21 protein-coding genes are annotated in these 21,085 nt (G+C 46.1%); 17 read left to right on the top strand and 4 right to left on the bottom strand.

Features of this window, described 5'->3' with window-relative positions; genetic code table 11:
• Positions 1-7: 7 nt before the first annotated feature.
• From MINF_RS08685 to MINF_RS08605, 17 genes are all read left to right on the top strand, one after another.
• Positions 8-3,145 (top strand): 4Fe-4S dicluster domain-containing protein, encoded by a 3,138-nt coding sequence (locus MINF_RS08685; RefSeq protein ID WP_148205222.1) that lies wholly within the window; start codon positions 8-10, stop codon positions 3,143-3,145.
• Complete coding sequence (nrfD, locus tag MINF_RS08680) at positions 3,142-4,584, top strand: NrfD/PsrC family molybdoenzyme membrane anchor subunit (protein ID WP_012464296.1); 1,443 nt, start codon at positions 3,142-3,144, stop codon at positions 4,582-4,584. Before MINF_RS08685 ends, nrfD begins: the two co-directional genes overlap by 4 nt.
• A complete protein-coding gene (locus tag MINF_RS08675) occupies positions 4,529-5,173 on the top strand; it encodes a DUF3341 domain-containing protein (protein WP_012464295.1) in 645 nt (214 codons plus the stop codon). Before nrfD ends, MINF_RS08675 begins: the two co-directional genes overlap by 56 nt.
• 48 nt (positions 5,174-5,221) lie before the next feature.
• Entirely contained in the window at positions 5,222-5,809 is a 588-nt protein-coding gene (locus MINF_RS08670; protein ID WP_238523475.1) for a c-type cytochrome, read from the top strand.
• The gene (locus MINF_RS08665; protein WP_012464293.1) at positions 5,806-7,008 is read left to right on the top strand and encodes a hypothetical protein; all 1,203 of its coding nucleotides are present in this window, start codon (positions 5,806-5,808) and stop codon (positions 7,006-7,008) included. The genes MINF_RS08670 and MINF_RS08665 overlap by 4 nt, the downstream gene beginning before the upstream one ends.
• Positions 7,009-7,019: 11 nt before the next feature.
• Positions 7,020-7,397, top strand: a complete 378-nt coding sequence (locus MINF_RS08660; RefSeq protein WP_012464292.1) for a hypothetical protein — start codon at positions 7,020-7,022, stop codon at positions 7,395-7,397.
• A 27-nt stretch (positions 7,398-7,424) separates the two neighbouring features.
• Complete coding sequence (locus MINF_RS08655; protein WP_048810306.1) at positions 7,425-8,837, top strand: cbb3-type cytochrome c oxidase subunit I; 1,413 nt, start codon at positions 7,425-7,427, stop codon at positions 8,835-8,837.
• A gap of 31 nt (positions 8,838-8,868) precedes the next feature.
• Positions 8,869-9,486, top strand: coding sequence for a cbb3-type cytochrome c oxidase subunit II (locus tag MINF_RS08650; protein ID WP_012464289.1), 618 nt, complete (start codon positions 8,869-8,871; stop codon positions 9,484-9,486).
• The gene (locus MINF_RS08645; RefSeq protein WP_012464288.1) at positions 9,483-10,127 is read left to right on the top strand and encodes a c-type cytochrome; all 645 of its coding nucleotides are present in this window, start codon (positions 9,483-9,485) and stop codon (positions 10,125-10,127) included. The genes MINF_RS08650 and MINF_RS08645 overlap by 4 nt, the downstream gene beginning before the upstream one ends.
• A gap of 132 nt (positions 10,128-10,259) precedes the next feature.
• Positions 10,260-12,107, top strand: coding sequence for a cytochrome c oxidase subunit I (locus tag MINF_RS08640; protein WP_012464287.1), 1,848 nt, complete (start codon positions 10,260-10,262; stop codon positions 12,105-12,107).
• 45 nt (positions 12,108-12,152) lie between these two features.
• Entirely contained in the window at positions 12,153-12,944 is a 792-nt protein-coding gene (locus tag MINF_RS08635; RefSeq protein ID WP_012464286.1) for a cytochrome c oxidase subunit 3, read from the top strand.
• A gap of 47 nt (positions 12,945-12,991) precedes the next feature.
• The gene (locus MINF_RS08630; protein ID WP_048810305.1) at positions 12,992-13,288 is read left to right on the top strand and encodes a cytochrome C oxidase subunit IV family protein; all 297 of its coding nucleotides are present in this window, start codon (positions 12,992-12,994) and stop codon (positions 13,286-13,288) included.
• A gap of 12 nt (positions 13,289-13,300) precedes the next feature.
• Positions 13,301-13,507: a hypothetical protein gene (locus tag MINF_RS08625; protein ID WP_012464284.1), complete on the top strand. Its 207-nt coding sequence runs from the start codon at positions 13,301-13,303 to the stop codon at positions 13,505-13,507.
• Positions 13,508-13,511: 4 nt separating this feature from the next.
• Positions 13,512-13,829, top strand: a complete 318-nt coding sequence (locus tag MINF_RS08620; RefSeq protein WP_012464283.1) for a hypothetical protein — start codon at positions 13,512-13,514, stop codon at positions 13,827-13,829.
• A gap of 53 nt (positions 13,830-13,882) precedes the next feature.
• A complete protein-coding gene (locus MINF_RS08615) occupies positions 13,883-14,155 on the top strand; it encodes a hypothetical protein (RefSeq protein ID WP_048810304.1) in 273 nt (90 codons plus the stop codon).
• Between the two features lie 30 nt (positions 14,156-14,185).
• Positions 14,186-14,986: a cytochrome c oxidase subunit II gene (locus tag MINF_RS08610; RefSeq protein WP_012464280.1), complete on the top strand. Its 801-nt coding sequence runs from the start codon at positions 14,186-14,188 to the stop codon at positions 14,984-14,986.
• Between the two features lie 58 nt (positions 14,987-15,044).
• Entirely contained in the window at positions 15,045-15,488 is a 444-nt protein-coding gene (locus tag MINF_RS08605) for a DUF5069 domain-containing protein (protein WP_012464279.1), read from the top strand.
• Positions 15,489-15,614: 126 nt separating this feature from the next.
• Here the strand turns inward: MINF_RS08605 and MINF_RS11210 are convergent, their stop codons facing one another.
• From MINF_RS11210 to MINF_RS08590, 4 genes are all read right to left on the bottom strand, one after another.
• The gene (locus MINF_RS11210) at positions 15,615-16,007 is read right to left on the bottom strand and encodes a hypothetical protein (RefSeq protein WP_148205220.1); all 393 of its coding nucleotides are present in this window, start codon (positions 16,005-16,007) and stop codon (positions 15,615-15,617) included.
• 395 nt (positions 16,008-16,402) lie between these two features.
• On the bottom strand, positions 16,403-16,708 hold the full coding sequence (locus tag MINF_RS08600) for a hypothetical protein (RefSeq protein WP_238523474.1): 306 nt from the start codon (positions 16,706-16,708) through the stop codon (positions 16,403-16,405).
• Between the two features lie 151 nt (positions 16,709-16,859).
• Positions 16,860-18,902 (bottom strand): alpha-amylase/4-alpha-glucanotransferase domain-containing protein, encoded by a 2,043-nt coding sequence (locus MINF_RS08595; protein ID WP_012464277.1) that lies wholly within the window; start codon positions 18,900-18,902, stop codon positions 16,860-16,862.
• A complete protein-coding gene (locus MINF_RS08590; RefSeq protein WP_012464276.1) occupies positions 18,890-21,052 on the bottom strand; it encodes a glycoside hydrolase family 57 protein in 2,163 nt (720 codons plus the stop codon). The genes MINF_RS08595 and MINF_RS08590 overlap by 13 nt, the downstream gene beginning before the upstream one ends.
• Positions 21,053-21,085: the final 33 nt, after the last annotated feature.

Raw genomic sequence — 21,085 nt, 5'->3', positions numbered from 1 at the left:
GAGGAGCATGGATGAGCTGAAAGGAAAGGGAAAAATGAACCGGAGAACTTTTTTAAAAACCATATCCGCTGCCGCTATGGCCACAGGGACGATCACCGCGGGGGGATGCCGCAGGCCCGAGGCTTTTCTCGTTCCTTATACCAATAGTCCAGAGTGGGTTATTCCGGGGAAAGCCACTTTTTATGCTACCTCCAGGCAAACCCGTAACGGGGCCGAGCCGCTTCTCGTCGAATCGCATGAAGGCAGACCCACCCACATTCATCCCAACCCCCATTTTTCTGACTACGGCGTAAGCACGCAAACCCAGGCTTCCATTCTTGATCTTTATGATCCTGATCGGGATGGAAGGATTATTCGAAAAGGGGAAACGGTTTCTAAAAAAGAGTTCATCTCCTTTTTCAGAGAAAGAATGCAGCAGTATATCGACCGAAAAGGAGCGGGGTTGGCTATACTTTCTGTCCCGATTATTTCACCTACTTTCGATCGGCTTAAAGCGGATTTTGTTGAAAAATGTCCCCGATCGACTTTTGTATTTTACGATCCTGTCGGCAATGCCCGGAGAAATGAAGCCTTAAAACTTTTTTACGGCACCTCTCTCTTTCCTGTTTTTCATTGGGAGAAGGCCGATGTGATTCTTTCCCTCGGATGCGATTTTTGTGCGGGTGAAGAAGGAGTGGAATCCATTCGTGGATTTGCCCGGTCCAGGAAACTCAAGGATAAGAATGGATTGATGAGCCGTCTTTACGTCGTTGAAAATCGACTGACCGTTACCGGTTCCATGGCCGATCACCGGCTTGCCTTGAAGGTTTCCGATTTCGAATCCTTTTTGCTCTCTCTATGTTATTTTTTGGTCCAGCAAGGAGGATATGACAGCCTGAAGCCCCTTGTTGCTTCTTTTGGTTTACCCGCCGGTTGGGGCGAGGAGCGAACCCGGTGGATAAAAGAGCTGGCTAGGGATCTGCATGCGGCTCAAGCTCCCCTTGTCGTTATCAATAGAATGGCCTCCCTCCGAGAGCAAATTATTGTTTTTGCTCTCAACGAGGCTTTTGGACAAAGAAAAGCGATCCATTTCATTCCGGGGATCGAATCCGAGGGGGCATCCCTTGAAGAGCTTTGCGAAATGATAAAAAAAGAGGAGATAAAGGAGCTTGTCATTATCGGGACCAACCCGGTGTATAATGCTCCCGGGGATCTGGAATGGCCTAGGTTGCAGCGGAGCCTGCCTTCGGTTATCCATTTTGGGCTTTTGTATGACGAAACCGCCGCCTGCGCGGATTGGCATGTTCCATTAAACCACTACTTGGAATCGTGGGGAGATTCGAGAACTTCAAAAGGCATTTATGTCAGCCAGCAGCCTTTAATAGAACCTCTCTTCGGTTCCATCGGCTTATTGGAACTTATGGCCTTCATGAATGGGATGTGGGAGGCTATCGAAGAGCCGGAACCTTCTTCTCCTTCCATGATTGCCCAACCCCAGGTAGCGGGTTCTCCACCCTTTGTTCCGCTGCCTGTAGGCCTGCAGCTTGTTCGGGACACTTTTTTTAAACTTTTTCCCGCCGCGACATCGGATAAGGATGTCAGTTGGAGAAGGCTTTTGCATGATGGGTACCATAAAGAGTCTGCTCCTGTTGCCGTATCTTCTCTCCCCAAGTGGGATATCCTCCAAGAGCTTGCCCAGGGCCGTAAAACCGAAGGATCCAATGCGGATGTATTGGAACTTGTTTTCTATCCTTGTCCCAAAGTGGATGAGGGAAGCTTGGCCAATAACAGCTGGCTGCAGGAGCTGCCTGATGCTGTAACCAAGATATGTTGGGATAACGCCCTTTTGCTGAGTCCTGGCACCGCTAAACGTTATGGAATAAACGGGCGCAGCGAGGATTCAAAGAAAGCGGAAGTGGTGCGCATAGGGTCTGGAAACAAATGGATCGAAGCGGCTGTCCTTGTTGTTCCCGGCCATGCTGACAATTCCCTATCCATTGCCCTCGGCTACGGAAGAAAACAAGAATTGAGAGTGGCCGCAGGGGCTGGTTTTAATGCTTATCCTTTAACCCAAAGCCGAAATTTTTGGTGGATCCAGGGCCTGACGATTCAAAAGACAAACCTCTTTTACCCTTTAGCTAAATCCCAGGAGCATCAGCAGATGCATGAGAGGGAGATATTCAAGATCGCTTCGCTGGATTATTACCGCAAGCATCCCGATTTTGCCTCTAAGAGAGAAGCCGATGCCATTCCCGAGGTGTCCATATATCAAAACCCCTACTCGGATAAGCGTGAGAAGGGACCCGCTTACACCGGGGGAGTGTGGGGTGGACCTTATCAATGGGGGATGGTGATCGACTTGGGAAGCTGCGTGGGCTGCAATAGCTGTGTTGTTGCCTGCCAGAGCGAAAACAACATCCCGATCGTGGGAAAGGGGCAGGTTATGCGTGGACGGATTATGCAGTGGATAAGGATAGACAGTTATTTCCAAGGCCATGAAGAAGGATCCCAGCTCTATTTTGAACCTATGCTCTGCCAGCAATGTGAGAATGCTCCTTGCGAGGCGGTTTGCCCCGTGTATGCCACGGTTCATAGTAAAGATGGACTCAATGTCATGGTTTATAACCGCTGTATCGGCACAAGAGCCTGTGCTGCCAACTGTCCTTACAAGGTGAGGAGATTCAATTTCTTTGATTACAATAAGCGGGATGTTCTCAAGAAAAAGAAAATAGGTCCTTTTGAAATAGGTAATTTATATCTTGGTCCTTTTGGAGACCAAGGCTCTCCTTTGACGATACAACTTCAAAGAAATCCCAATGTTACGGTGAGAATGAGGGGGGTGATGGAGAAGTGTACTTTTTGCGTGCAACGCATTGAAGAAGCCAAGATTGCGGTTTTGGCGAAAGCCAAGGGATCTTTACCCCAGCCGATTCCTACAGATAGGGTTAAAACCGCCTGCCAAGCTGCTTGTCCCGCCGAAGCCATCATATTTGGCAATTTGGCCGATCCGCAGAGTTCGGTATCAAAATGGAAAAAGAATGAGAGAGCTTTTCGCATCTTGGAAGAGTTAAACACGAGGCCAAGGATTACTTATTTGGCAAGGATCAACAATCCCAATCCTTCGATGGTGTCTAGAAACGGTGATGGAGAAAAAGAAAAGCTATGATAAGCAAATCGACTTTACCGGGCCGGTTGACCGAAGAACAGAAAGAGCGAGTACTCCAGGAACTCAAAAGAGAGCCTCTTGTTTTAAACGACAGAAATTACGGTTGGATAACCGACGCGGTCTGTTCTATTGTTGAGGAGCCGGCCAAGCCGCAGTGGTGGATAGCCCTTATCATTGCCCTCGTTCTTTCGCTTTTTCTACCCGTAACGATCGTTTATTTTATCAGTACCGGTCTTGGGGTATGGGGACTGAATAGCCCGGTGTTTTGGGGATTGGCCATTCTCAATTTTGTTTTTTGGATTGAAATCGGCCATGCGGGAACCCTGATCTCGGCCATCTTGTTGCTTACCCGGCAGAAGTGGAGAAATTCGATCAATAGGGCAGCAGAGGCGATGACTATCTTCTCGGTCCTTTGCGCAGCGGTATTCCCTCTCTTTCACATAGGTAGGCAGTGGATGTTCTGGTACCTTGTTCCGGTACCTGAATCCTATGCGGTCTGGCAAAATTTCAGGGCCGCTTTGCTCTGGGATGAATTTGCTGTCGGCACTTATTTTACCGTTTCCTGCTTGTTCTGGTACTTTGGGCTTATTCCCGATATCGCTGTCTTGCGAGATAGAGCTGAAAAACGGTGGAAAAAGAGACTTTATCATGTTCTATGCTGGGGATGGAGTGGATCGGCCGCCCAGTGGCATAATTATGAACTGGGTTATTTGTGTCTTGGCGGCATTGCGACCGTCTTGGTTGTTTCCGTGGCTTCCGTGGTCTCCACGGATTTTGCAACCACCATTCTTCCCGGTTGGCATGAAACCATTTTTCCCCCCGATTTTATTACGGGAGCTATCTTTAGCGGCTTTGCCATGATTGCTACCTTGTTAATTCCTCTCAGGGCATTGTATCCACAGCTTAAAGATCTCATCACTCCCAAGCATATCGATAACATGGCCCGGGTCATGTTGGCTACCGGCTCTATGGTTGGATATTCCTATATCATAGAGCTTTTCACTGCGTGGTATAGCTCCAATGTCTACGAACGCTATGTTTTTTGGAACCGTATTTTTGGACCTTACGGGATCGCCTATTTTTTGATGTTTGGTTTTAATGTTCTTTTGCCCCAACTTTTTTGGTTGAAAAGGATCCGCTTAAGTCCGTGGACGGTATTTATCCTCTCCCTGATGATCAATGTGGGGATGTGGGCCGAGCGTTTTGTCATTGTCGTTACAGCTCTCAGCCGGGATTTTCTTCCCGGTTCTTGGAGAATGTATTATCCCACGTGGGTGGACATTGGGCTGTTTGTAGGAACGGTGGGATTTTTCTTTTTATTGTTTCTTCTTTTTACACGATTTTTCCCTGTCATAGCCATTTCTGAAGTGAAGACTTTGGTCTATGAAAAAGAACGAAAGGAAAAGGATTCTCCTGGGGGAGGAGTTTATGAAGGATGAACAGCTATCCGGTGATATTTACGGCCTGGGGGCGGAATTTGACTCCGCCGCCAAGTTGAAGGCTGCTGCTCTAGAACTGAAAAAGTTGGGATATACCCGCTGGGAAGCCTATTCTCCCTTCCCCATCCATGGCATGGCCGAGGCTAGGGGACTTGGGAAATCAAAAGTTTCTTTGTTTAGCTTGATTGGAGGAGTAATCGGACTCAGTATCGCCTTGGTCATGGTAACAACCATTTCGGCTCCCAGACCCGCTTTTTTTAAGGAAGTCTTGAGCAGTCATCTCCAAGGGCTTTTTTATCCCCTAGTTGTCCAAGGCAAACCTTATCTAGGATTTCAAGCTTTTGTCCCCGTGCTCATCGAGATGACGATTCTTTTCGCCTCCTTTAGCACGGTTATGGGGGTGTTTCTTTTGTCGGGCATGCCTTCGGTTTACAAATCGGTATGGAATTGGGAAAAACTTGCACGAAAAGGGTTGGATGACCGGTTTTTCTTGGTTGTGGAGAACGTCGATCCCCTTTTTTCAGAAGAGAAAACAAGATTGCTGTTAAAAGAGCTGGGTGCTGAAGAGGTGGTGATGGTTCCAAGATAAACGAACGATTGAAAGACGATGCGAAATTTCTTTTTTATTTGCTTTCTTTTGGTTATTACTGTGGTAGCTACGGCGGGATTGAGAGGAACAAAAAGCCGGCGTCCTCCCCTAGAAATTTTTCCTGATATGGTCAGGCAACTCAAGGTCAAGGAGCAGGCCCCAAGCGTGTTTTTCCCTGACGGAAGGGCTTCAAGAATGCCCGTAGCGGGCACGGTGTGCTGGGAAGAGCCCGTTGAAAACCCTTATTTTTCTACAGGGATTATTGGTGATCAATGGGGGGAGGGTATTCCGCTCGAAGTTTCGATGGATACCCTGAGAATGGGCAAAGAGAGATTCGAGATTTATTGTTCGGCCTGTCATGGTTTGGCCGGCTATGGCAATGGGATCGCTACCCATTTCAATCTTTTTGGTGTTCCTAACTACCATCAAGATCATACCCGGCAGATGCCCGATGGCCAGCTCTTTTATATCATTACCCATGGACAGGGGATGATGTTGGGATATGGGGCCAATTTGTCCCTTGAAGAGAGGTGGGCTATAGTGGCCTATATAAGGGCCTTGCAAAAAAGTCAAAATGTCCCTCTTGGAGAATTATCCGAAGAACAAAAACGGCTGTTAAAGGAGGCAAATCCGTGAATAATTCCAGGCTTCATGCCCTTAATCAAAACATGCTTCCTAGGGAGAAGCTTAAAAGGTTCGTATGGACTTTTGGAATTTCGGGAATCGTTCTTCTTTTGGCCTCCCTGTTGGGGTTGATTGTAAACAGCTCTGAATTTTTCCATGCCTGGCTTTTCTCTTTTTTGTTTTATTTTGGACTGTGCGTCGGCTCTTTTTTTTGGGTCCTTCTTCATTATGTCACCAATGCAGGTTGGGACACCTTGCTGAGGAGGCAAGTAGAAAACGTAGCTTCTCTTTTTCCCTTGGTCATCCTTTTCTCTCTGCCGATCTTTCTCGATATTTTTTCTTCGCATACCCTTTATGAATGGACGCGGCCGGAGATTCAAAAACTCAAGGATTACATGGAAAAATCCGCTTATCTCAACGTTCCCTTTTTTTGCCTCAGGGCTTGCGTTTATTTTTGTTTTTTCGGTTTTGTAAGCTGGTTTTTCCGCAGGTTATCCTGTGTCCAGGACGAAGACGGCAATCCTTATCATTCCTTGAGATTGAAACGACTTGCCTATCCCGTTGCGGTGTTTTTTGGTTTTCTTTTCACTTTTTTTGCCATTGACTGGGCCATGTCCTTGGATTTTCGTTGGAGTTCAACGGTATGGGCTTTTTACCTTTTCAGTGGGGCAGCCGGGGCCAGCTTAAGCCTTTGGATTTTGATCCTGCTTTCTCTTCGTAAGCGGGGCTATCTTTTAGAGATGAACGAGGAACATTACCATTTACTGGGGAAATTGCTTTTTGCTTTTACCGCCCTATGGGCATACCTGGCTTTCAGTCAATACATGTTGATCTGGTATGGCAATATTCCCGAGGAAACTTATTTCTTTATAAGAAGAAACAATGATGGTTGGTATTATGTTTCTATTTTGTTGGTTGTGGGGAGATTTGCACTGCCTTTTCTTTTTTTGCTTCCCCAGTCCACGAAAAAAAATGAAAAGTTCTTGGGATTGGTTGCTTGCTGGGTGCTCTTTATGCAGGCAGTAGAGTTATACTGGATTGTGATGCCCATGGAAATGAGCCAAAATTTTGCGGTTGGCTGGATGGAGCTGTCCGTCTTGATCGGCATGGGACTTATATTTTTATCCGGTTATCTCAAAAAGGCAGCTGAAGTTTGCCTCTATCCAATTCATGATCCAAGACTCCAGGAATCGATAGAAGTTTATAATTGATAACTTGAACCATGAATATCCAAGAAGAGACGAAAAAAGAAAATCAAAAAACAATATTGTCTTCTTCCTATCCGCTGTGGGGAGGTACCCTCCTTTGTATTTTTTTATCCGGCTTTGTATTTTCTTCTTTTTATGCCTTTTCGATCATCCATAAGCAAAAGACAGAAGAACTGAAAGAAGCAGAACAGATAAGACAAATCCGCGTAGGAGAACAGCTCGAAGCAAGGAAAAGACTTTCCTCTTACGGATGGATTGACAAGGAAAAGGGGATCGTCCATGTCCCCATAGAAGAGGCCATGGTAAGCATAGTTAAGGAATACAAGGCAAAAACTCCTAAAGCTTCAGGGGTTTATTTGCCCGGTATACCTCGGCCTCAAGAACCAAAATAAAAAGCAGGGAATGAAGTCAAAAGAACCATGAATTCTTTAAAATCGCTCGTGGCACAAAAAGAGGGGCAGGGAGAGATATCCTCCGGAAGCTCTTTTATGAGCGCCGTTATCTTCCTGCTCATGGCCTCCTTTTTTTGGCTCCTGGTATCCATGGGTTTTGCCCTCCTTGGAGCGGGAAAGATCATGATTCCAAGCCTTCTTGGATCGTGGGGATGGCTGACCTTTGGACGCATAGAGTTGGCTTCTTTTCTCGTTTTTTCTTATGGATGGGGAATGAATGGAGGACTGGCTTTTAGCCTTTATCTGGTGGGCAGCAGTGGAGGCAGCCCTTTTCGAGAAAAGGGTTACTTCCTTTCCTCGGCCATTTTTTGGAATCTGTCCCTTTTTATCGGTATGATGGCCGTACTGACCGGGGATATCCCTTCTCTTTCGTGGGCGGGTTGGCCCGATTTTGTTCTATTCTTACTTCTTTTGAATTACCTCTTCATGGTTTATGGGTTGGTTAGGGAGGGGTTAGGTTTAGGCCTTTTTTTAAGAAAAATTTCGGGTTGCTATCTCCTCGTTGCTTTACTCTGGTTCCCTTGGGCAATTGGCAGCCTTTTTGCCTTTTTTCATTGGGATGTGATTCGAGGGGTTTCTTTTGCAAGCATGGAGTGGTGGTTTAATGAAGGGTTTTTGCATCTCTGGTTGGCCCCCGTAGGCTTGGCGATGCTCTATGATTACGTTGAAAGGGTGCGGGCGGAATTCCGCCCCTCGCGGCTTTCCTGGGGAGGGCTGGTTGCGTTTTTCTTTTTTTCGAATTTCGCTTGCGCTTCGCATCTTGTCGGTGGTCCTTTTCCCCTCTGGATGGTAGGATTGGGAATTGCTTCGAGGATTTTGGCTCTAGTCGGCGCGACGGCTATAACCATTGATCTGCGGCAGCAACTTAAAGAAGCCCTGAAAGTGCATTCTACCCCTATAGTATCGAGATATTATTTAATTGCCCTTTACTGCTTTATCATCGCCGTCTTGGGTGATGGACTTCTTTCGTTTCCCTTGGTCAGTCGATTTACCCATTTTAGTTTTGTAGAAATAGCTTTTCTTGTGCTCTTTCTCTATGGATTTTATTCTTTTGCATTACTTGCGATGGCCCATGGCCTTTTTACAAGTTTTTTTCAAAAACCGTGGATTTCTGAAACTCTCCTGAAGGTTACATTTTGGGCGAACATCTACGGTATGACCTTCCTCTTTGTATTTTTATGCCTGGGTGGACTTGTCCAGAGCTTTGAATTTCAAGATGTCCAATTGCCGATTGCACAAGTTATTGAATCGGTATTGCCTTACCTAAGAGGAGCGGGGATGTCCGCCACCCTAATCTTGTTTTCGCAGCTGACCTATTGTTTTCTATTGCTGCTGATGGCTGTGATGCCCGTGGAGGAGGGAGAGCAAAAAGGGGGATAAATCAACTGACTGAATCTTTATAAACTGAAGAATGGGATTAAAGTCGATGGCTAGACAGTTTCTTTGGATGTTGGGGATTTTAAGCTGCTTTATATTGGGCTGGATCGTCTACGTGATTGTTCCCAACCAGGTTTTGGACACTCCTCCCCGCGGAGAAGAAACCCCTCCGCCCGATTTCGGACTCGTTAAAACGGGTCAAAGAATTTATGGAGCCAACGGCTGTTCGGGTTGTCATACCCAAGTGGTCAGGCCGGCAAATATGGGTTCAGACATTGCAAGGGGATGGGGAAGTCGCAGGACACTGCCCGTGGATTATTATCATGAACGCAATCCTTTTCTAGGCATAGTGAGAATGGGCTCTGACCTTTCCAATATTGGAACAAGAAGGAAAGACCCTCATTGGTTTTATATTCTTCTTTATAATCCCGACAAAATATTCCCTGGCACCATCATGCCTCCCTATCGATATCTTTTTCGCAAGGTCAGGGCAGAAGGCAAAAGGAATCCTGAAGCACTGCCCCAGGAATTGACCCCTGGCGTTCCCAGCGAGCTCCAGGTTTTACCCTCCCCCGAAGCTATCGCCCTTGTCGCTTACTTACTTTCCCTTGATAGGACCTATGCGATCGAAACCCAGGCAAAAAAACCATGAATGAAAGGGAAGAAAATACTCAAATTATAGGTAGTGGAACGAGGGAAGGAGACCCAGCAAAAAGCCGACAAGATAAAGTCCCTCGGTGGTTTTTGCTTTTCTCTTTTCTGGCTTTTCTACTCTCCCTTTATATCTTGGTGTTTGAAACGGGGAGATGGCAGAACAATGTTTTTGACTCCGGAAACTTGTTTTGGGGCTATGTGGCCAAGGAGAAACCCAAGGAGGAGCCCAAAACAACCACCGCCGAAGCCAAGACCGATCCCATGGAAATAGGCCGGGAACAATACCAAGCGATGTGTTCGGCTTGCCACCAGCAAAATGGCATGGGTATGCCCGGTCAATATCCACCCCTTGCAAACTCCGAATATGTCGTAGGCAGCAAGTCTAGGCTAGGAGCCATTTTACTGAACGGGCTTTCCGGGCAGTTAAAGATCAACGGCTCAAGCTATAACGGGGTGATGCCGGGATGGAAAACGGCTTTGAATGATGCGAAATTGGCAGCGGTGATGACTTACATACGCAACTCCTGGGGCAATCATGCGGATAAGGTCGAGGAGATGGAGGTCAAGCAACTCAGGGAAAAATATGGGAAAAAAGAGGGGTCATGGACCGTCGAGGAGCTTTCTCAAGTAGGAAATTAAAACAGTTCAAAATGGCGTTGCAATTTCAATTAAATTAATTTTATTAATTGGAAAAAGGATCACAAATTACCTCTTGATTTAAAAACTTTAAAAAATAAATTACATGTTATAACAATATAACGGGAGTACACTATGGATTCTGAAATGTCGATGACTTCACCTGCAGCCCATGGCCTTCATGAGGAACACGAGGAAATTCCTTGGATAAGAAAGTATGTTTTTTCCACCGATCACAAGATGATCGGCTACCAATACATGGTTACTTCTCTTTTCGTGGCCCTATTTGCATTTTTCCTCATGGTATTGATGCGCTGGCAGCTTTCTTTCCCCGGCAAACCGATACCCGTTTTCGGGCCTGTACTGGAGAAACTCCTTGGGTCATCCATGGCTCCCGGGGGGGTAATGACACCCCAGTTGTATAATTCTTTTGGAGCCATGCATGGAACGATGATGATTTTCATGGCGCTTGTACCGGCTCTTTTTGCTGGATTTGGCAATTTTGTCGTTCCCCTTCAGATCGGTGCTCCCGACATGGCTTTCCCTAGGCTGAACATGGCCAGCTTTTGGCTGTTTTTCGTCGGGGTTGTCATCATGATGGTGAGTTTTTTTGTTCCCGGGGGGGCGGCGAAGTCGGGATGGACATCCTATACCCCGCTTGCCGATTTTGCGGATATGGGGCCGGGTTTTCACCCCATTTTCAACGGACAAACCTTGTGGCTCATCGGGATGGCCTTTAACATTACCGGGAGTTTGCTGGGATCCGTCAACATCATTACGACCATTATTCAATTGAGAACCAAGGGGCTAAGCTGGATGAGGTTACCCGTTTTTGTTTGGAGTGAACTCGTTACGGCTTTTCTATTGCTCCTGGCTTTTCCTCCCTTGGAATCGGCGGCGATTATGCAACTGATGGATCGACTTTTTGGAACGAGTTTCTTTTCTCCTGAAGGATTGATTGTCAACGGCAAGCATGCGGATATCAGCGGAGGGGGATCTTCCATCCTTTGGCAACATCTTTTCTGGTTTTTAGGACATCCGGAAGTTTACGTTCAGATTCTGCCTACCATGGGGATCGTGGGTGAGATCTTTGCCAACAATACCCGCAAACCACTCTGGAGCTACAAGGTTTTTGTTTATTCACTCCTGGCTATCGGCTTTCTATCCATGGTCGTTTGGGCTCACCACATGTACATGACGGGAATGGGCCAGGCCGTTACTTCATTTTTCCAGATTTTTACGACCATCATCTCCATCCCATCCGTTCTTTTGGGCACGGTTCTCCTCCTCTCCCTGTGGGGGGCTTCTATCCGATTTAATGTCCCGATGCTTTTTGCCCTGGCATGGCTTCCCATGTTTGGAATAGGAGGCTTGACGGGATTACCCCTGGGTTGGACGGCCTCCGACGTTGTGCTGCATGATACTTATTACGTCATTGGTCATTTCCATTACATGATGGCTCCGGCCTCCCTGCTCGCCCTTTTTGCAGGTATTTATTACTGGTTTCCAAAAGCCACGGGCAGGACCATGAACGAATTCTTAGGCAAACTCCATTTTTGGCCGACGGTCATTTTCTTTAACGGGATATTCTTTCCCATGCTCGTTCAAGGTTTTGCCGGGGTTCATAGGAGGTGGTATGATGGAGGTGCGGGCTGGCAGATGGCCCAGAATGTACTTTGGCTGAACAACGTGATGAGCTTTTCGGCTTGGGCTTTAGCGGTTGCCCAGATCCCCTTTATTATCAATTTCTTCTGGAGCTTGTGGGCAGGGAAAAAGGTAACCGATGATAATCCTTGGCAGGCGACTACCCTTGAGTGGGCTACTCCTACGCCTCCCGGGCACGGCAATTTTCTGCATCCGGTAGCGGTTTATCGGGATCCCTATGAGTATAGTGTCCCGGGGTACAAACAGGATTATTTACCGCAATGGGAACCAGAGGAAAGATTAAAAAAAGAAGGAAAATTATCCCAGCTTCCTTCTTAAGAATAAAAGAGATATAGACAAAAAGAAAAACGAGAGGATTGCGGAATGGAGATTCCTTATACAGTTACAGCAAGGCCTGATACCGGCCTTTATAATGCAAAGGTCGGCATATGGTTGTTCTTGGCATCGGAAGTCATGCTTTTTGGAGGGCTCTTTTCAGCCTATATATTTTTAAGGCTTGGAGCATCGCATTGGCCCCACCATATCCTCAATGTGCCGATGGGGCTTTTTAATATAATGGTGCTTATTAGTTCAAGTATCACCATGGTCTTGGCATGGGCTTCACTGAAAATGCGGGAATTTGCTAAATATAGGCAGTGGTTAGGGGTTACCCTTTTTTGTGGCGTTTTGTTTCTCAGTGTCAAATCGGTAGAATACAAGGATAAGTTTCATCACTATGGGGTTATTCTTAAAACCGGCCAGGAAATAACGGGTCACCTAGCCATGAGCGAAGAAGAAGCCGTCCGCTCGGATGTTTTGAAAATCAAACCTGATCCTGAAAATGCCGGAGATTTTATTTACCAGCTTAAATCCATATTTTCCAAGCCCGAGGCTGAAGAGAAGGTCTTGGAGATTCCCAAGAGCGAGATCCGTTGGTGGTCGAACTTTGTGCCCAAGTACAATACTTATTTAGCCACTTATTTTACGATGACGGGCATCCATGCCCTCCACATTCTCGGGGGGCTTCTCGTTTTGGGCTATTTCTGGGGGCCGGGTGCTTCCCTTTACCGCACCAATCCGGAACACTTGGCAAACAGGGTGGAGGTTGCCGGTCTTTTCTGGCATTTTGTCGATCTGGTATGGATCTTTCTTTTCCCCACCCTTTATCTCTTTTAGGGATGAAAATAAGAAGCAGAGATTAAATATAAAGGAGCTTGAGTTCCATGAGTGAAGAAATACACGAGGAAAAAAAGCGAATTAAGTCCTATTTTATCGTTTTTGGCTTTTTGGTTGTTTTAGCGATAGTCAACGTGGCGGTCTCCTATCTTCATTTAGGCGGAGGGAACATAGCGGCTGGACTGATTATTGCAGGGGTCCAGGCCCTTTTAGCCTTGGGTATCCTGATGCACATGTTTTGGGAAAAAAAGACGATCCATCAACTTATAGGCCTTGCAGTGCTTTTTGTCTTGGCTTTATTTTTATTATTGGTTGCTTCGTATTTCGATTCTATTGGAAAATAAAAAGGAGAAAATATGTCACTGAGGCAATTTCACCTGGTTTTTATCACCTTGGCCACGCTTTTGTTCCTGACTTTTGGTGCGTGGGCCCTTTATAGCTATGTAGGCAGTCATGAGGTTCTCTATCTCTGGTTGGGGGGAGGATCTTTTCTTTTTGGGATTTTAGCCGTTGTGTATGGGATATGGTTTATTTTCAAGATGAAGAAGTTGAAAATTTCTTGAAGTCATGAAAAAAACGGAAGAAAAGCCGAAAAGGAATGGAAAGTTGGGTGCTGTGGGGATGGCCGTCATCCTTCTCCTTTTTCTTATCCAGTCGTGGAATCATGACAAGGAAATATTTTCATTGACCGGGACGACTGTGACGATCCAGAGGGAGGATTGGGTAGGGTTTTTCTTGGCTTTCTTTGTTCTCTTGATATGGCTGTCCTTGGGCGGTTTTATTTATTACTTGGTTAGAAAAACCAAGGAGCCGCCCCCCGACTACGCGCAGTTTTTAAACTTGCAAGAAGAGGAAAACGAAGAGGAAAAGCTGTGGAGAAAGTAAGGTAGAAAAAGGGAGGGAAGAATACAAAAAAGAAAACTTAAAAAGGAGCGGTTATGAAAATCGGGTTGTATAGTTTCTTGTTATTAGGGCTTTCATCGATCATGGATAAAGCCTTTTCTTGCGGGATATGTTCTCTTCCCAATTCTAATGCGACAAAAGGAATGTTGCCGGCTGTCCTTGTGTTACTGGCCTTGCTTGGGCTGGTCTTTGGACTGTTCATTTCCTTTTTTGTAAAAATAAGCCGCAAGGAGGCCGCTTTGAATAACGAAAATAGTCCTCTTCAAGCTGAAAAAACCGAAGAGTCCAATGTAGAACTCAATGTATAACAGGCTTAAGAAAGAATAGAGAGAGGCATTATGATTGCACTTTTACTCGAACTGACGGGGATTTCTCCCAATGCTGCCGAACATGGACACCAGGTTGATCAATTCCTAGAATTGATTCTTTGGTTTATGCTCATCCTTTTTATGATCTGGTCCTCTTTTTTCGTGTACTCTCTTTTTAAATTTTCAAAGAAAAGAAATCCCAACGCCAGTTACGAAGGACTGAAAGCGGATTGGCCTAAGCACCTGGAATGGGGGGTAATCTTTGTCGAAATGGTCTTGCTTTTTGGCTTTTCAATCCCCTTATGGGGAAAGAGGGTTTTAAATCCTCCCTCCGTCTCCGAGGCGATCGTCGTGGAAGCCATAGCTCAACAATTTGGATGGCTCTTCCATTATCCAGGAGCGGATGGGAAACTGGGGAGAAGAGACAATTACTTGATCGATCCGATGAATCCCATTGGATTGGATAAAACTGATCCCGCATCGAAGGATGATATCGTGACCATGAATGAAATGCATGCTCCCGTGGGGAAGCCTCTTTTAGTCCAGATCGGATCTAAAGATGTCGTCCACAATTTTTATATTATCCAGATGCGTATACAAAGAGACGCCATCCCCGGGTTGACCATTCCCTTGTGGTTTACGCCGATTAAAACGGGCCGGTTTGAGATTGCCTGCGGTCAGCTTTGTGGAGTCGGTCATTTTGCCATGAAAGGCTACTTGGTTGTTGAATCCCCTGAAGAATATAACAGTTGGCTTAAGCAGATGGCTGAAATGAATGCAGTTAACGGCCCTGCGGACAAAAAGGTTGTTGCCGAAGTAGCCCATCCCTAAGAACGCCTTAAAAAACCTTTTTCAACATTCTTTTTGGGTGGATGTCCAGCTATGACCTATGGCCTACGATCCCTACGACCTGACTCAACATCCTCCCCGCAGCCCTAGGGTAAAACTGGGAGGTTTTGTCCTTTTGCCCCGGGCGATTGATAAAGGAAGAGCCTTCCTCGCGGGAAAAGTTGGTGAATACAAGTTTAATTGCCCGATGGATCAAAGGCTTTTTTCTTTTATTGGCATAGGGGAAAAGCAATTTTTGGATATCCTGTCCCGATCCCGGTCAGATAGGGAAGTCCTGGAAGAGATTTTAAAGCTTTCTTCGTTGCCCGCTTGGCAAATAGAAAACTGGTCACAGTTCCAGCAAAATAGTGGTCCTACAGACTTGGAATCTCAAAAGTTTTTTATGGAAACCCTTCAAAAAATGGCTCCACACCGGAGGGATATTTCAAGTTGGTTTGATCTGCTTGATCTCGACGATTATGCCAGTTTCGGTGGGCAACCTTGAAAAATCTTCTCCTATCCGCCCAATCTTCCTGGAGGTTTAAAAAACTCCTCCTTCCCTCGATTTTTTTCCCCTTGTTTTGCCAGGGTTCGCCGGCTAGGGGTCTGTATGCCTTTAGGGAGCTAAATTCTAGTATAGCCTGCGCATGAATGTATAATAATAATTATGGAAAGGGCGATGAGCACAGGCAAGGGATGAACGCTTGAGGCTTGCGATTGGACTTGCCCGCAATGCGGGACACTCCACGGCCGTTACCTGGATTCGGCGCGCAAGCTTAAGGGGCTTACAACCGCAACTACCATAGCCGTGGCGAGTCCGCAGCAAGCAATTGTAGCGTTGCATCCGGAATTGCTCCGGGTATAGCGGGGAAAGTGACCTCTCTCGGATATGCATGTCTTCGGCAAGACACTTCAGGGCAGGAAGAAAACTCTGCGCATAATTGCGGCCGTTTTTGATAGCAAGTCTAAACAGTAAGAGAGTAAATTCCGGGTTGGTCGGTTTGGAAGAAAGATGGCTTCGCAACAGAAAAAAGGGATATTTTCTTTAATGCCTTAAAAAAAAACTTGAGGGGTATGCCTATACCCGGAGGTCCTTTTGCGATAAAAAAAAAGGTCAACCGCCCAGCTGAAAAAAACTGCATCCGTCCCGTGGAGGATAGAGGTCGTTTTCCGTTCCGTCAGGCTTACTCATTGCTGCTCAAACAGGAACAAAGATGACTTCCTGCTTCACGGAGGCGGATGCAGCCAAGCCTTGCGACCCAAGCCAGAACCTTTTTCTCTGCAGGCCTGCCTTCCGGCCGAACTCGCCGTAGAGCCGGTTAAGAAGGCCGGTATAAGATAAAATATACAGGAAAGATCAACTGATTAATCAACTGTTCCAACCCTGCCGGGCGGTTGACCGGCAAAGGCTTGCCTTGATTAAGGAACGACGAAGATTTTTCCTGTATAGGGACACCTAACCTCCGTCCCTGGAGGGAACCCCCTGACATCGACCAACCCGGCATCCGGTGCATAGGGGCTCTTCACGTACCCCGGTTTTCCTGGGACTGAAATCCCTTTTGGATACTTGCTTGCGGCTTGTTGGCCGGAGGAGCTTCCCGAGGACCCCCATGGCTTATATTCTCCAGAAGCAGGAGGATTCGATGTCGAAGGGCTACCGGCTACGCTTTCGCCAGATGTCCCAGAAGTACCGCTTGGCTGGGGCTCGTTTGCTTTTTCAGGCAATTTCCCCGCTTTAGCGCCTCTGGAACCCTCCGTTTCAATTTTCTTGGATTTATTTGAGCAAGCTAAAAAAACAAATGAACAGGAAATGAGTAATATGAGTACTTTTTTCACCTTGTGAGGAAGGCTACGAAACTTTTTTAAAAAATTCAATCTAGGAATTTACAAATTTTGAAATTATTTTGAGTTCCATCCTTTCTTTAGGATAAAGGTGGAAAGGTTTTAAAATTTCGAACGTAGATCCCTGGTAATCTTTGCCAAACAATCCCCTTTCATACGATACGGTATATAAAGGGAAATGGTATATGTCCAGGGGGCCCTCGGCTAAATACCACCACCACTCTAGCTGCCTGGTTTTATCCACGATCGTCCATTCCCTCACTTTCTGTTCTTCAAAGATCATCCCGGGATTAAGTTTCTTGCCATTGATCAAGATGTAGCGGTCGGATGAATCCACGGAAAGGATGGAGTAGTTGATTTCACAACAAAAAAGAAGTTCTATAGGGATGTTGTCTTCGTTGGTTATCGTGTAGTGGACGTGGAGTTCATCTCCGGGAGTAAGGAGATATTCTTTCCTGGTCGTAAAGCTAAATTGGTTATTTGTAAAATACAAGCCCCCTTTTCTTTCAAGAACGACCGAATAGCCTTTTTCGATCTCGCCCACGTGGATTATTTTGTAGGGTTGATTGACGAAATCCCCGTATTCCACAAAAGAACCGCCTACGAAATCATAGGGAGAGGTGCTTAGGGGGACAAAGTGATCCAAGAAAGCCGTTCGTTGGTGCCAATCTTCCACGTACATTTCAGGTGGTATGGGTTCAGGGAAGTAAGAGGGATGTCGTCTCAAGGTATTGGTAAGATTATAGGCGGTGGGTAAAAAATTCCATTCGGTTATTGAACCTCCATAGAGAGGCTTGATGCACAATGAGCAGAGAGGAGAGCGAAGAAAAACTTCCGGGTGTTTATCTGCATCGAAATCTTCTTGCTCAATGGGGGGAAAAAGCTGGGCCGATTTTTCCATGATCTTCTTTTCGGTGCTCAGGATATGGTAAAAGGCGTTGTCACGGATGTAGTTTCCAAAAAGACCATCTTTATAAGCATGCCAGTAAACGGTGTGCCCCTGGCTTGCCAAGAGACTGTCATAAATATCTTCCCGGAGGTTCCCGGGTAGCGATCGGATTTTTTCGCTGACCTGCAGCATTCTTTTATGGATGTAATTGGCTTCAGGGTACTTGGAAAGAAAAGACAACCAGTTCCCTCCCTTGAAATACTTCAGGAACCTGTCGGCATCGAATCTCAGCTTGAGATCGTTTTGAGCGGAAACGAAATCTAAAGCAGCCCGGTGAGGCAAACAAAAAGGCTGGAGATCTTTTCTCCCTCCAGAAGGCAGGGAAACGATGGGCCAGTAACCATCGATGAACTCGGAAGGAAAACGCGTTTGAATCCAACTTGAATTTTCGTCCAGGTAACGCAACCAATCTTCAAGTCTATGCCTGTGGTAGACCTGTTCCCGGGTATCCGGCCAGAAACCGTAAAGTTCTCCACTCTGGGCAATGCAGACGAGCTGCGTTCCCTCTCTATGGCTTACCTGCACAAAGGAAGAATGGATATCCTTGATCTCTTTGAAAGGGATCTCTTTTGAAAAGAGAGAGTGGTAGGCGAAGACATAAATAGAGTGCCGGTTGAATTGAGTAAGGAAAGGATGCCTGATTTCTGCAGGGGCTAGTCCAGCATTTTCAAAAAGGCTGTCTTCCAAAAGGGTATATTGATAGCCGGATTGGGCAAGAAGTTCAACGAAGTAAGGTTCCCAGACAGATTCAGCAAGCCAGGCTCCCTTGGGAGAAAAGCCGAAATTGTCGGATAAAAACCGGTGGAGTTTTTTGAGTTGCAGCAAGCCATCGTCGTGGGAAAGAAAGCACAAAATGGGTTCATAAAAACCTCCTCCTAGAAGTTCAACCTGGCCCTGTTCGACCATTTTTCGGAGGAGATCGACGACTTCCTGGCTTTCTTTTTGGAGGTAGACCAGGTAGTTGCCGCTGAAATGGAGAGAGAGTTTAACCTGGGGATGGTTTTTTACCGAGAAAAGAAAAGGAAGGGTAGCCTTTTGGGTAAATTTTTTATAGGTTTCCGGGAAAACCCCCACCGGTTGATGGAAATGGACTATCCAGAGAACGTTGACCTGTTTTAAATGAACCATTGTTGCAATTCAAAATCTTCAGAAGGAAAAATAAAGTCTATTGTCCCTTTCTCAGGATATCTTTCCAAGCCGAGGTGGTTCCGGTCAAGTATTCTCACAAAAAAACTAACTTGGTCGTTTTTTTCCCACCCTAGGGTAGCCATATCGGCGGAGAGGATGAAAAAATCATCCCAAAAAACCTCAACCGTTCCCTGGAGGGGTTGAAAAGATCCACTTTGGTCAATGGCTTCAATTTTCTTCTCCCATTGTTGATCCCCTGTGGCCTGGCATTCAATGCGACGCCATTTGGGGGATAAGAAATCGACGACGACGATATCGGGCTTTACGGCTAAATCGAGCCTCAGGTAAAAATGTTTTTTATCAAAACCAAAAAAGAGTTTTTTGCCGATGCGGTTAGATTGATACATGGCGGTTTGTTGAATGGAAATATCCAGGAAACCTGAGCCGACCCAATCGAAATAGTTTTCTAATCTTCCCGTGAGTTTGGGGCTGATGTACAGTCTTGGGCAAACATAGGGAACGGGAGGAGAGGGAACCTTGATGGGAAGATCAAGATAAGGGGGAGGGGTGACCCCTAAAAAACCATAGACATTTTTGAGATGCGTGCGAAAAAGCTCATCGAAAATCTGGTCAGAGTCGGTAGAAAAATCAGGTCCATACCACCAAAACCAATCGCTTCCTTCCGCGGCATAAAGGCAACTCCAACTTTTGGCGAGCTGCTCAATGGTCACGTTCTTTTGTCCCGATTTATGGATTAAAAATTCTCTTGTTTTACCCAGCCATTCCCAGGCCTTGTTTTCTTCACTGTCCCCTATCCAAATATCAAAATCGGCATTGATCCAGGAACCCGTGTAGAGTTTATGAACGGTATTCAGGGGAGGATTTTCATCAAAATAATCTTTGGCCCGAACCGTTCTTAAATTGCGGTGGTTAACAAGACCTTGGTAAAAATAGCTTAAGAAGGCTTCTCCTCCGTCATGAAAAGCCTCCCAGGCATTTTCCCCGTCAAGGGCTAGAAGAATAGCTCCTCTTCGGGGGTCGATATACTTGCAAGTATTTTCTAGGTTATGCAATAAGAAATTTGCAGCTTGGGTTGGATCGTTCTGGGAAGCCTTAAAGCCGATGAAGTCCGAAAGAGGTCGTTCCCTGAAAAGGGCGAATATAGAGCTTTCCGGTAGTTCTACGCGCCAACCTTGAAAAAGAAGCAGGTGCTCTTCATGCCTTCCTCTCCAATGAGGATCGAGTTCAAGGCTGCGAAAAAGAATAGATTCGTCGGTGAAGAAATAATCGAACCCGGTTTCTTTAAAAAGAGGGATGAGTTCGGGGCATACCGAACCTTCTGAGGGCCAAACACCCCGAGCCGGTTGTCCAAAAACGCTTTTCATTTTTTCCTGCCCTTGCTTGAGTTGGTTCAGGGCATCTTCAGGCGCTTTAAACTGTGAAGGCAAGCTGACGTTGGGCATACACCTTCGTGCAAAGTTGGTGTCGTAGATGAGGGGCAGGATCGGATGGTAGTAGGGGGAAATCGTTATTTCGATCTGGCCTCTCTCCAGGGCTGCCTTGTAGCTGGGAATAATCGAGGCAAGAATCTCATGATGAACTTCAAGCAGTTCTTCTTTTTGCCCTTCGGTATAATGACCTCCTTGTTTACGCAATTCTTCTATCAGGGGATAACGCTTGCGGGCTGTATAACCACACCACACCAGGTTATAGAAAACTTGGATATCCAGGTAATCTTGGGTGCTAAAAAGAGAGGTTAATTCTTCGAGTTTGGCAAAATTAACAACTTTTCCTCTTCTTTTAAGAAGATCATAATAACGGGGAATAGGGCGTATGAGGGTATCGTAGTTCGCTTTAAAGAAGTTTTCTAAAATTTTTTGTTTTTGGACCTGGTTGAGTTCGTCGGCGGGTATCCGGGTTAAGATTTCGATAAAATCCTTGGATTCTTTTTTGACCAGTTTTTCTATCTGGTCTAAAAGAACCGGGCTAAAGTTAAAAATGGCTTTGAGAGCGGGAAATCTTCCCACCATTTCCACCATGTCAAGATAACCGTGAACGGCATGGAGTCTTACCCAAGGCATAAGGGCTACATTGCTGGAATGATCGGTATACTCGGGTTGGTGCATATGCCAGAGGAGGAGGATATTCATACCTATAAAAATCCTTTAGCTGTTAGCATAAAA

The organism is Methylacidiphilum infernorum V4, from assembly GCF_000019665.1.
Classification (GTDB): domain Bacteria; phylum Verrucomicrobiota; class Verrucomicrobiia; order Methylacidiphilales; family Methylacidiphilaceae; genus Methylacidiphilum; species Methylacidiphilum infernorum.
This window is presented reverse-complemented; position numbering and strand designations above follow the sequence as displayed.

What these genes read in the sequence shown, in the direction of transcription:
- MINF_RS08685 (WP_148205222.1), top strand. Translation starts at nt 8, where the DNA reads ATGGATGAGCTGAAAGGAAAGGGAAAAATGAACCGGAGAACTTTTTTA.
- nrfD (WP_012464296.1), top strand. Translation starts at nt 3,142, where the DNA reads ATGATAAGCAAATCGACTTTACCGGGCCGGTTGACCGAAGAACAGAAA.
- MINF_RS08675 (WP_012464295.1), top strand. Translation starts at nt 4,529, where the DNA reads ATGAAAAAGAACGAAAGGAAAAGGATTCTCCTGGGGGAGGAGTTTATG.
- MINF_RS08660 (WP_012464292.1), top strand. Translation starts at nt 7,020, where the DNA reads ATGAATATCCAAGAAGAGACGAAAAAAGAAAATCAAAAAACAATATTG.
- MINF_RS08655 (WP_048810306.1), top strand. Translation starts at nt 7,425, where the DNA reads ATGAATTCTTTAAAATCGCTCGTGGCACAAAAAGAGGGGCAGGGAGAG.
- MINF_RS08650 (WP_012464289.1), top strand. Translation starts at nt 8,869, where the DNA reads ATGGGATTAAAGTCGATGGCTAGACAGTTTCTTTGGATGTTGGGGATT.
- MINF_RS08645 (WP_012464288.1), top strand. Translation starts at nt 9,483, where the DNA reads ATGAATGAAAGGGAAGAAAATACTCAAATTATAGGTAGTGGAACGAGG.
- MINF_RS08640 (WP_012464287.1), top strand. Translation starts at nt 10,260, where the DNA reads ATGGATTCTGAAATGTCGATGACTTCACCTGCAGCCCATGGCCTTCAT.
- MINF_RS08635 (WP_012464286.1), top strand. Translation starts at nt 12,153, where the DNA reads ATGGAGATTCCTTATACAGTTACAGCAAGGCCTGATACCGGCCTTTAT.
- MINF_RS08630 (WP_048810305.1), top strand. Translation starts at nt 12,992, where the DNA reads ATGAGTGAAGAAATACACGAGGAAAAAAAGCGAATTAAGTCCTATTTT.
- MINF_RS08625 (WP_012464284.1), top strand. Translation starts at nt 13,301, where the DNA reads ATGTCACTGAGGCAATTTCACCTGGTTTTTATCACCTTGGCCACGCTT.
- MINF_RS08620 (WP_012464283.1), top strand. Translation starts at nt 13,512, where the DNA reads ATGAAAAAAACGGAAGAAAAGCCGAAAAGGAATGGAAAGTTGGGTGCT.
- MINF_RS08615 (WP_048810304.1), top strand. Translation starts at nt 13,883, where the DNA reads ATGAAAATCGGGTTGTATAGTTTCTTGTTATTAGGGCTTTCATCGATC.
- MINF_RS08610 (WP_012464280.1), top strand. Translation starts at nt 14,186, where the DNA reads ATGATTGCACTTTTACTCGAACTGACGGGGATTTCTCCCAATGCTGCC.
- MINF_RS08605 (WP_012464279.1), top strand. Translation starts at nt 15,045, where the DNA reads ATGGCCTACGATCCCTACGACCTGACTCAACATCCTCCCCGCAGCCCT.
- MINF_RS08595 (WP_012464277.1), bottom strand. Translation starts at nt 18,902, where the DNA reads ATGGTTCATTTAAAACAGGTCAACGTTCTCTGGATAGTCCATTTCCAT.
- MINF_RS08590 (WP_012464276.1), bottom strand. Translation starts at nt 21,052, where the DNA reads ATGAATATCCTCCTCCTCTGGCATATGCACCAACCCGAGTATACCGAT.